We start from the raw sequence: 8,669 nt of genomic DNA on the forward strand, positions 1-8,669 counted from the left end.
TTGCAAGAAGCGATCCGGTCTGGTGTTCTGCTCATTTCGACAAGTTGGGTTCCCGTCCCCTGATGAAGCCTTCCGCCACGTCTTTTGCATCGTTCCCCGCTCGCGCCGCCGTCGTTCTGGCCGGCGCTGTTCTCGCGGCCAGTCTGCTTACCGCCTGTGCCGGCCTGGCCCGGGAGGGCGGCGGACACGAACCGGATGCCTATCCCGATCCTGATCTGCGGATGGGGGCGCCGGAAGACAATGGTCAGGCGGATCTCATCTACGAACTGCTGGTGGGGGAGATTGCCGGTCATATGGGCGAACTGCAAGTCTCCCTTGATCATTACTTGCGCGCGGCCGGGCGAAGTGATGATCCGGATGTGGCCGAGCGGGCCACCCGGATAGCCCTGTTCTCCGGTGACCCGGATAAAGTCCTGCCGGCGGCTCAGCGCTGGGTGGCGTTGGACGACAACAACCTGGAGGCCCGCCAGGTACTCGCCGCCATGCTGGTGAATGACGATCAGCCGGAGGCGGCCGTACCCCACCTGGAATGGGTGCTCGAGCGTATGGACGCCGTGGAGGGGGATGGCCTGGGGTTGCTGGTGAACGTCCTTTCCCGCGCCCAGAATGGGGCGGCGGCGGTCAACGCCATGGAGCAGGTGGTCGCTGGGCGCGCCGAGGATCCCGAGGCGCACCTGGCGCTGGGCAGGTTGGCGCTCCAGCAGGATCAACCCCATGTGGCGGTCACCGCCACGGAGCGAGCCCTGCGCCTTGCCCCTGATCTGCGTGAGGCCAATGTGCTCAGGGCGCGCGCCATTCAGCACACCGGCGACCGGGCCGCCTCCCTGCAGGCCATGGATGAGTTGGTGCGGCGCTATCCCGATGATCTGGATCTGCGCGTCAATTACGGTCGGCTGTTGTTGCAGGAAGCGCGTTTTGCCGATGCCAGGGCCCAGTTCGAGGCGGTGGTGTCCGAGCGCGGAGACGATGCCGACATGCTCTATACCCTGGGGCTGATCAATATCGAGATGGAGCGGTACGATGACGCCGAGGGGTATCTGGAGCAGGTGCTCAGGACCGGTCAGCGGTCGGGTGACGCGCGCTACTACTTGGCGCGCATCGCCGAACTCACCGGTGACACGCAGCGTGCCGTGGACTTCTATGAGGAGGTGGACCGGGGGGATTATCGTCAGGAGTCCGTGCTCCGGGCTGCCCGCCTGCAAGGGGAGCTGGGCCAGATCAACCAGGCCCGGGAGGGCCTGGCCCGGCTGCGCGAGGCCAGTGACGAACCGCATGTGCAGGTGGAAACCTATCTTGCGGAGGCCCAGCTGCTGCGTGATGCCCGGGACTACCGGGCGGGCATGATGCTGCTGGATGAGGCCCTGGCCGCGCATCCCGGCCATCCGGATCTGCTCTATGCGCGGGCCCTGATGGCCGAACGTCTGGGCAGGATCGCTCAACTGGAGGATGATCTGGGTCGCATCCTTGCGCGGGATCCGGAAAACTTTGCTGCCCTGAATGCCCTGGGGTACACCCTGGCTGATCGCACCGATCGCCTTGACGAGGCCTTTGATTACATTCGTCGGGCCTTGGAACAGCGCCCCGAGGATGCTGCCGTGATCGATAGCATGGGCTGGGTGCTGTACCGCCTGGGCCGCTTGGGCGAGGCGGAAAGCCACCTCCGGCGCGCCTATGAAAAGATGCAGGATGGCGAGATCGCCAGCAACCTGGCCCAGGTGCTCTGGGATCGAGGTGCGCGCGAGGAGGCTCTGGACATTCTCGAGACCGCCCTGGAGCGGGATCCCGATCATGAGCGTCTGCTCCGGCTCAAGGAAAAACTGAACCCATGATGCGACTCATGATCGTGTGCCTGGCGGCGGCTCTGCTCGCTGCCTGCGCCGTGCGTCCGCCCGCCCCGGTGGAGGATGCGGAGCGCACCTGGCAGCAGCGGATGGAAGTCTTGTCCGTGCGGGACGACTGGGTGCTTGGCGGGCGCGTAGCCGTGGCCGTGGACGAGGAGCGCTGGAATGCCAATCTGCGCTGGCGGCAGACAGGCGAGGCCTACGATATCCAGATCTACGGACCCTTTGGTCGCCATGCCGCCCGCCTGCGTGGGGATGCCTCCGGTGTGATCCTCACCGACGGCGAGGGGCGGGAGCACCATGCCCGGGATGCCGATCAACTGGTGTACGATACCCTGGGCTGGCGGTTACCGGTGAAGGGTCTGCGCTACTGGGTGCTGGGGATCCCGGCGCCCAGGGCGGAACTTGAGGCCTATGCACTGGATCCGGCCGGTCGGCCCGAGCAACTGGTGCAATCGGGATGGACCGTGCGCTATCAACGCTACAGCGATGAGCACCGTCCGCCGCTCCCCGATCGCATGACCCTGGAATTCGACGACATACGCGTCCGCGTACTGATGGACGACTGGCAGATGAACCCATGAATCTGGATGCCTGGAAGGGCTGGCCCGCGCCAGCCAAGCTCAATCTGTTCCTGCACATCACCGGCCGCCGCCCGGATGGTTATCACGCACTGCAAACGGTGTTTCAGTTTCTCTCCCATGGTGATGTGCTGGACTTTGAGCCACTTCCTGGCAATGAGGTGCGCCCCGCCCACGCGCTGGAGGATGTGGCGCCCGAGGATGACCTGACGGTCCGGGCGGCGCGCCGCCTCAAGCAGGCCACGGGGTATGGCGACGGCACCCTGATCCGTGTGCGCAAGGTCCTGCCCATGGGCGGGGGGCTGGGTGGCGGCAGTTCGGATGCCGCGACCACGCTGGTGGCCCTCAATCACCTGTGGGGTACCGGGTTGAGCCTTGAAGATCTGGCCGAACTGGGGCTGACCCTGGGGGCTGATGTGCCCATCTTTGTGCATGGGCGGGCGGCCTGGGCCGAAGGGGTGGGGGAGTGTTTCGAGCCCATTGATCTCCCTGAGTCCTGGTATCTGGTGATCCATCCGGGTGTGCATGTATCCACCGGGGCTGTGTTCGGCGACCCTGGATTGACACGAAACTGCGAACTCATCACAATAGCCGACTTTACTGCGGGGCGGGCTGGAAACGTGTGTGAGCCCATCGTGTGCAAGCACTATCCGGCAGTGGCCGAGGCGCTTGTCTGGCTTGAGCAGCAAGGGGTTCAGCCACGGATGACCGGAACCGGTAGTTGCGTCTTTGCCGCCTTTGCGGAGGAAGACGCTGCCCGGGATGCTCTGGGTCGGCTGCCAGCGGCTTGGCAGGGTTTTGTAGCCCAGGGCCATAATCGCTCCGCACTGCAGGATCGCATGGATCGCGCATGAGTTCCGACTCTCGCTGAAAGTTTTCTTGGGCCGTCGCCAAGTGGTAAGGCACCGGGTTTTGATCCCGGCATTCGCAGGTTCGAATCCTGCCGGCCCAGCCAACCATCGTCGAGTCCCCTGCGCCCATCCGGTGCAGGGGATTTGGTGTTTTTAGGGTTCCCTAAAATTATGCTCCCTAGATCCACAGTGGTCGAAAAAACCAAAATGATGATCTTCGCCGGGAATGCCACTCCCAACCTGGCGCAGAGTGTCGTTAATCACCTCAATCTGCCTCTGGGCAAGGCGGTCGTCGGTCGCTTCAGCGATGGCGAGGTGCAGGTGGAACTATTGGAGAACGTCCGAGGGCGGGATGTCTTCATCATCCAGTCCACCGGCGCCCCCACCAATGACAACCTCATGGAACTGCTCATCATGGTGGATGCCTTGCGCCGGGCTTCGGCTGGCCGCATCACCACGGTGATTCCCTATTTTGGCTACTCCCGCCAGGACCGCCGTGTGCGCTCCGCCCGTGTGCCCATCTCTGCCAAGGTGGTGGCCAACATGCTCGAGGCGGTGGGTGCCGACCGGGTGCTGACCGTGGACGTACACGCCGATCAGGTGCAGGGTTTCTTCAACGTACCGGTGGACAATGTCTACGCCTCGCCCATCCTGCTGGGGCATATCTGGCGTCAGAAGATCCCGAACCTGCTGGTGGTCTCGCCGGATGTGGGCGGTGTGGTCCGTGCCCGGGCCCTGGCCAAGCGCCTGGATGACGCCGAACTGGCCATCATCGACAAACGCCGGCCCAAGGCGAATGAGTCTCAGGTGATGCATATCATCGGCGATGTGCAGGACAAGACCTGCATTATCATCGATGACCTGGTGGATACCGCCGGCACCCTGTGCCAGGCCGCCAAGGCCCTGAAGGAGCACGGTGCCGCCAAGGTCATGGCCTATGCCACGCACCCGGTCCTTTCGGGCCCCGCCATTGAGAACATCAGCAACTCTGAGCTGGATGAGTTGGTGGTCACCGACACCCTGCCGTTGCGCCCCGAGGCCCAGGCCTGCGATCGCATCAAGCAACTCAGCGTGGCCGGCATGCTGGCCGAGACCATCCGCCGCATCAATCGCGAGGAGTCGGTCAGCTCGCTGTTCGTCGACTGACGGTATGGAACCCATTTTGGCCGGGAGGCCCCCCTCCTGGCCCCATCGCCCCTCCTGGTCGCGGGAGGGGTTTCTTTTGTAAGTCGGAGAGTCAGACATGAGTGTGGATTTTGAACTGCAAGCAGAGTCGCGTACGGAGCGGGGCAAGGGTGCGAGCCGCCGCCTGCGCCGGGCCGGCCGACTGCCCGCCATTATCTATGGTGCGGGCAAGGAACCCATGAGCATCACGCTGGACCACAGCGCAGTCTGGCTGTGTCAGGAGCATGAAGCCTTTTATTCCCATATCCTCAATGTGACGATCGATGGTCGCCTGGAGAAGGCCATCGTGCGTGATCTGCAGCGTCACCCCTACAAGCCCTTCCTGGTGCACATGGACCTGCAGCGTGTGAGTGAAAACGAGGCTGTGCGTGTGCACGTGCCCCTGCACTTCCTCAATGAAGAGACCTGCGTGGGCGTGAAGAAGGGCGGCGGCATGCTCAGCCACCAATCCGTGGAAGTGGAAGTGGAATGCTTGCCCCGTGACCTGCCCGAGTACATCGAGGTGGACGTGGGCGAGATGAATGTGGGCGACTCCGTGCATCTGTCGGAGCTGGTACTGCCCCAGGGCGTGGCACTGACGGCCCTGGCGCAGGGGCCCGATCATGACCTGCCAGTGGTGAGCGTGCTCAAGACCCGCGGCGGCAGCGCCGCTGAGGACGAGGAGTCTGAAGGTGACGAGGAAACCCCCGAGGCCTGATGGGCTCACGGGGTTGGCTGAGATCTGGAATGGACGCGTACCGTGAGTGAACAGGACACGATCCGCCTGATCGCGGGGCTGGGCAATCCCGGCCCCAAATATGACCGAACCCGGCATAACGCCGGGTTCTGGTTTGTGGACGCCCTGGCCCGACGTCACGGTGGGCAGTTCCGCTCCGAGAGTCGGTTTGCCGGTGATGTGGTCCGGGTGACGATCGATGGGCAGGATGTCTGGCTGCTCAAGCCCATGGCCTACATGAACCACAGCGGGCAGCCCATTCGCCTGTTGTCGGACTTTTACCGGATTCCCGTGGCCGCCATCCTGGTGGTCCACGATGAGATCGATCTGCCTCCGGGTGCCGCCCGGATCAAGCGCGGCGGTGGCCATGGTGGCCATAATGGGTTGCGTCATATCATGGCCCATCTGGGCAAGGACTTCCTGCGTCTCAGGCTGGGCGTGGGGCACCCCGGGCATCGGGATGACGTAGTACCTTTTGTCCTCAGTCGACCGGCCCCCGATGAGGATGTCGCCATCCAGGACAGCATTGAACGGGCTCTGGATCTCACTCCTCAGGTGGTCATCGGAGAGGTTCAAAAGGCCATGAATCAGCTCCATACCAGCCCTTAGCCTCATCTCCCAGACAAGAATTCAAGACCGGAGTCCGGACACCCCATGAGCCTCAAATGCGGTATTGTCGGCCTGCCCAACGTGGGCAAGTCCACCTTGTTCAACGCCCTTACCAAGGCCGGCATCCAGGCCGAGAACTATCCCTTCTGCACCATTGACCCCAACGTGGGTGTCGTGCCGGTGCCCGATCCGCGTCTTGAGGTGCTGGCGGGTATCGTCAAGCCCGAGCGTGTGCTGCCGACCACCGTGGAGTTTGTGGATATCGCCGGGCTGGTGGCTGGTGCCTCCAAAGGGGAGGGTCTGGGCAATCAGTTTCTGGCCCATATTCGCGAGACCGACGCCATTACCCATGTGGTGCGCTGTTTCGAGAACGATGACGTGGTACACGTGGCCGGCCGGGTGGACCCGGTCTCCGATATCGAGGTGATTCACACCGAGCTCGCCCTGGCGGACCTGGATACGGTGGAAAAGGCCCTGACGCGATTGGTGCGTAACGCCAAGTCTGGCAACAAGGAGGCCATTGCCCGCAAGACCGTGGCGGAGAAGGTCCAGGTCGTTCTGGCGGAGGGTCGTCCTGCACGCACCGTGGAGCTCAGCGACGAGGAACGTCCGCTGCTCAAGGAATTGCAACTGATCACCGCCAAGCCGGCCATGTTCATCGCCAATGTCAACGATGATGGTTTCACCGATAACCCGCTGCTGGAGCGGGTGCGTGAACTGGCTCAAGCCGAACAGGCTCAGGTGATCCCGGTCTGTGCTGCCATCGAGGCCGAAATCGCCCAGCTGGACGATGACGAGAAGGTGGAGTTCCTCGCCGAGATGGGTCTGGAAGAGCCGGGCCTGGATCGGGTGATCCGGGGTGCCTACGATCTCCTGGGGCTGCAGACCTTCTTCACCGCAGGCGTGAAAGAAGTGCGTGCCTGGACCGTCAAGCGAGGCGCCACCGCGCCTCGCGCCGCCGGGGCCATCCACACGGACTTCGAGAAGGGCTTCATCCGCGCCGAAGTGATTGCCTACGATGACTACGTGGCCTGCAAGGGTGAGCAGGGCGCCAAGGATGCCGGCAAATGGCGCCTGGAAGGTAAGGAATACATCATGAAGGAAGGCGACGTGGTGCACTTCCGCTTCAATGTGTAGGCCTTGACAAGCCCGCCTGAAACAACGAAAATCCTGCGCTTCTCAAGGCTACGTAGCTCAGCTGGTTAGAGCATCGCACTCATAATGCGGGGGTCGGTGGTTCGAATCCACCCGTAGCCACCATCTGTACCCTGACGCATGTCAGGAAGCAAAAAGCCCGGATCGTATCCGGGCTTTTTGCTTTTATGGAGGCCCCATTGGCCATGATGGAAACCCTCGCTGTCCTGTCGATGGGCATGGTGCTCGGCCTGTCCGCCGGGGTGGCGCCTGGCCCCTTGCTGGCCCTGGTGATCTCCGAGCCCCTGCAGCATGGCCTGCGTGCCGGCATGAAGGTGGCTCTGGCCCCGCTGCTGACGGATCTGCCCATCATCCTGCTCACCCTGTTCATCCTGGCGCAGCTGTCCCATGTGGATCAGGTGCTGGGAGGGTTGTCGATCATCGGCGCTGGCGTGGTGGCCTGGCTGGGGTGGGAGTCGCTGCGATTTCGTCCGGCTTGCCAGGGCGACGGCGTGGTGCCCCGGGAGCGCTCGCTGCAAAAGGCGGTGCTGGCCAACATGTTCAGCCCGCATCCCTATCTGTTCTGGCTCAGTGTGGGTGGCCCCATCATCATCCGCGCGTACGAGTCCGGCCCCTGGGCGCCCGTGGGTTTTATTGCGGCCTTCTACGCGCTGCTCATCGGCGCCAAGGTGGGCATCGCCTTGATGACTGCGCGGGCCCGCCCCTGGCTGGCAGGACGGGGCTATGTGATGACGGTGCGGGCGCTGGGGCTGGTACTGTGGGCTCTGGCCGCCGTGCTGTTGTATGAAGGGGTGCGGGCTCTGCTGGGCTGATTAGTCCCTGGCTGGCCCGTTGTCATCGGCGTAGGATGGCGAGTCATGAGGGAAAATCGACGCCGGCAGGCCGGCTCAGGAGACGTCTACTTGACCTCACCCGGTGATTCGTCCGAGCCATCCTCGCAGGCTGATGCCCCCCAGGATGCTCCCGACAGCGCCCCGCAAGGGCCGCCCCAATCCCCCTCGTCCCCACCACCTCCCATTGTCGGTGTGGGCGCCTCGGCCGGGGGGCTGGAGGCCCTGGAGGATCTGCTCAGGGGGTTGCCTGAATCGCCAGGATTTGCCGTGGTGGTGGTCCAGCATCTGGACCCCACACGCAAGGGCATGCTCACGGAACTGCTGCAGCGAGTGACGCCGCTGACGGTGGTGCAAGTGGAAGATGGCATGACGGTGGTGCCCAACCAGATCTACGTCATACCGCCGGGCAAGGATCTGTCGGTGCTCAAGGGGGTGCTGTACCTGCTGGAACCCACCGGTCGTCGTGGCACCCGGCTGCCCATCGACTTCTTTTTCCGCTTACTGGCGGCGGATCAATGTGACCGAAGTATTGGCGTTATCCTGTCAGGTACCGGCTCCGACGGCACCCTGGGCATGCGCGCCATCAAGGACCAGGCAGGGCTGACCCTGGCCCAGGCTCTCGAAGAGGCTCAGTATGCGAGCATGCCCAGTAGCGTCATCAACGCCGGCCTGGCTGACATTGTGGTCTCCGTGCGGCTCATGGGTGAGCGGATCAGCGACTATGTGAACCGGAAGCACCAGATTGGCACCCGGCGCATCAGCAGCGAGGATATGGAACAGCGCCATGCTCTGGAAAAGATCGTGATCTTGCTGCGAACCCGCACCAGTCACGACTTTGCCGATTACAAGACCAACACGCTCTATCGCCGCATCGAAAGGCGCATGGGTCTGCATCAACT

The 8,669-nt window shown here is 63.4% G+C and carries 9 protein-coding genes and 2 tRNA genes; all 11 read left to right on the forward strand.

All coding sequences use genetic code 11. From position 1 onward, the window contains the following. Positions 1 to 62 precede the first annotated feature (62 nt). Positions 63 to 1,829, forward strand: a complete 1,767-nt coding sequence (locus LPW29_RS11025) for a tetratricopeptide repeat protein (RefSeq protein ID WP_238628048.1) — start codon at positions 63 to 65, stop codon at positions 1,827 to 1,829. Next, positions 1,826 to 2,425: a lipoprotein insertase outer membrane protein LolB gene (gene lolB, locus LPW29_RS11030; protein ID WP_090254297.1), complete on the forward strand. Its 600-nt coding sequence runs from the start codon at positions 1,826 to 1,828 to the stop codon at positions 2,423 to 2,425. The genes LPW29_RS11025 and lolB overlap by 4 nt, the downstream gene beginning before the upstream one ends. Continuing rightward, the gene (gene ispE, locus LPW29_RS11035) at positions 2,422 to 3,276 is read left to right on the forward strand and encodes a 4-(cytidine 5'-diphospho)-2-C-methyl-D-erythritol kinase (RefSeq protein WP_238628049.1); all 855 of its coding nucleotides are present in this window, start codon (positions 2,422 to 2,424) and stop codon (positions 3,274 to 3,276) included. The genes lolB and ispE overlap by 4 nt, the downstream gene beginning before the upstream one ends. A gap of 26 nt (positions 3,277 to 3,302) precedes the next feature. After that, positions 3,303 to 3,377 (forward strand) — tRNA-Gln (locus LPW29_RS11040). 103 nt (positions 3,378 to 3,480) lie between these two features. After that, positions 3,481 to 4,419 carry a ribose-phosphate diphosphokinase gene (locus tag LPW29_RS11045; protein WP_177169932.1) on the forward strand — a complete coding sequence of 313 codons (939 nt, stop codon included), beginning with the start codon at positions 3,481 to 3,483 and terminating at the stop codon, positions 4,417 to 4,419. 97 nt (positions 4,420 to 4,516) lie between these two features. Continuing rightward, complete coding sequence (locus LPW29_RS11050) at positions 4,517 to 5,155, forward strand: 50S ribosomal protein L25/general stress protein Ctc (protein WP_238628050.1); 639 nt, start codon at positions 4,517 to 4,519, stop codon at positions 5,153 to 5,155. A 42-nt stretch (positions 5,156 to 5,197) separates the two neighbouring features. After that, the gene (gene pth, locus LPW29_RS11055; protein ID WP_238628051.1) at positions 5,198 to 5,782 is read left to right on the forward strand and encodes an aminoacyl-tRNA hydrolase; all 585 of its coding nucleotides are present in this window, start codon (positions 5,198 to 5,200) and stop codon (positions 5,780 to 5,782) included. A gap of 45 nt (positions 5,783 to 5,827) precedes the next feature. Beyond that, positions 5,828 to 6,919 (forward strand): redox-regulated ATPase YchF, encoded by a 1,092-nt coding sequence (ychF, locus tag LPW29_RS11060; protein WP_238628052.1) that lies wholly within the window; start codon positions 5,828 to 5,830, stop codon positions 6,917 to 6,919. A gap of 46 nt (positions 6,920 to 6,965) precedes the next feature. Continuing rightward, a tRNA-Met gene (locus LPW29_RS11065) sits at positions 6,966 to 7,042 on the forward strand. A gap of 80 nt (positions 7,043 to 7,122) precedes the next feature. After that, a complete protein-coding gene (locus LPW29_RS11070) occupies positions 7,123 to 7,749 on the forward strand; it encodes a LysE family translocator (protein WP_238628053.1) in 627 nt (208 codons plus the stop codon). A gap of 90 nt (positions 7,750 to 7,839) precedes the next feature. Next, positions 7,840 to 8,669 (forward strand): chemotaxis protein CheB (locus tag LPW29_RS11075; RefSeq protein ID WP_274520330.1); only part of this gene is annotated, 830 nt, incomplete at its 3' end.

This window comes from Ectothiorhodospira sp. 9100 (assembly GCF_022227565.1).
Classification (GTDB): Bacteria; Pseudomonadota; Gammaproteobacteria; order Ectothiorhodospirales; family Ectothiorhodospiraceae; genus Ectothiorhodospira; species Ectothiorhodospira marina.

Excerpts from the sequence above, each read along its gene's own strand:
- ispE (WP_238628049.1), top strand. The coding sequence starts at position 2,422 with ATGAATCTGGATGCCTGGAAGGGCTGGCCCGCGCCAGCCAAGCTCAAT.
- ychF (WP_238628052.1), top strand. The coding sequence starts at position 5,828 with ATGAGCCTCAAATGCGGTATTGTCGGCCTGCCCAACGTGGGCAAGTCC.
- LPW29_RS11050 (WP_238628050.1), top strand. The coding sequence starts at position 4,517 with ATGAGTGTGGATTTTGAACTGCAAGCAGAGTCGCGTACGGAGCGGGGC.
- LPW29_RS11045 (WP_177169932.1), top strand. The coding sequence starts at position 3,481 with ATGATGATCTTCGCCGGGAATGCCACTCCCAACCTGGCGCAGAGTGTC.
- lolB (WP_090254297.1), top strand. The coding sequence starts at position 1,826 with ATGATGCGACTCATGATCGTGTGCCTGGCGGCGGCTCTGCTCGCTGCC.
- LPW29_RS11070 (WP_238628053.1), top strand. The coding sequence starts at position 7,123 with ATGATGGAAACCCTCGCTGTCCTGTCGATGGGCATGGTGCTCGGCCTG.
- LPW29_RS11025 (WP_238628048.1), top strand. The coding sequence starts at position 63 with ATGAAGCCTTCCGCCACGTCTTTTGCATCGTTCCCCGCTCGCGCCGCC.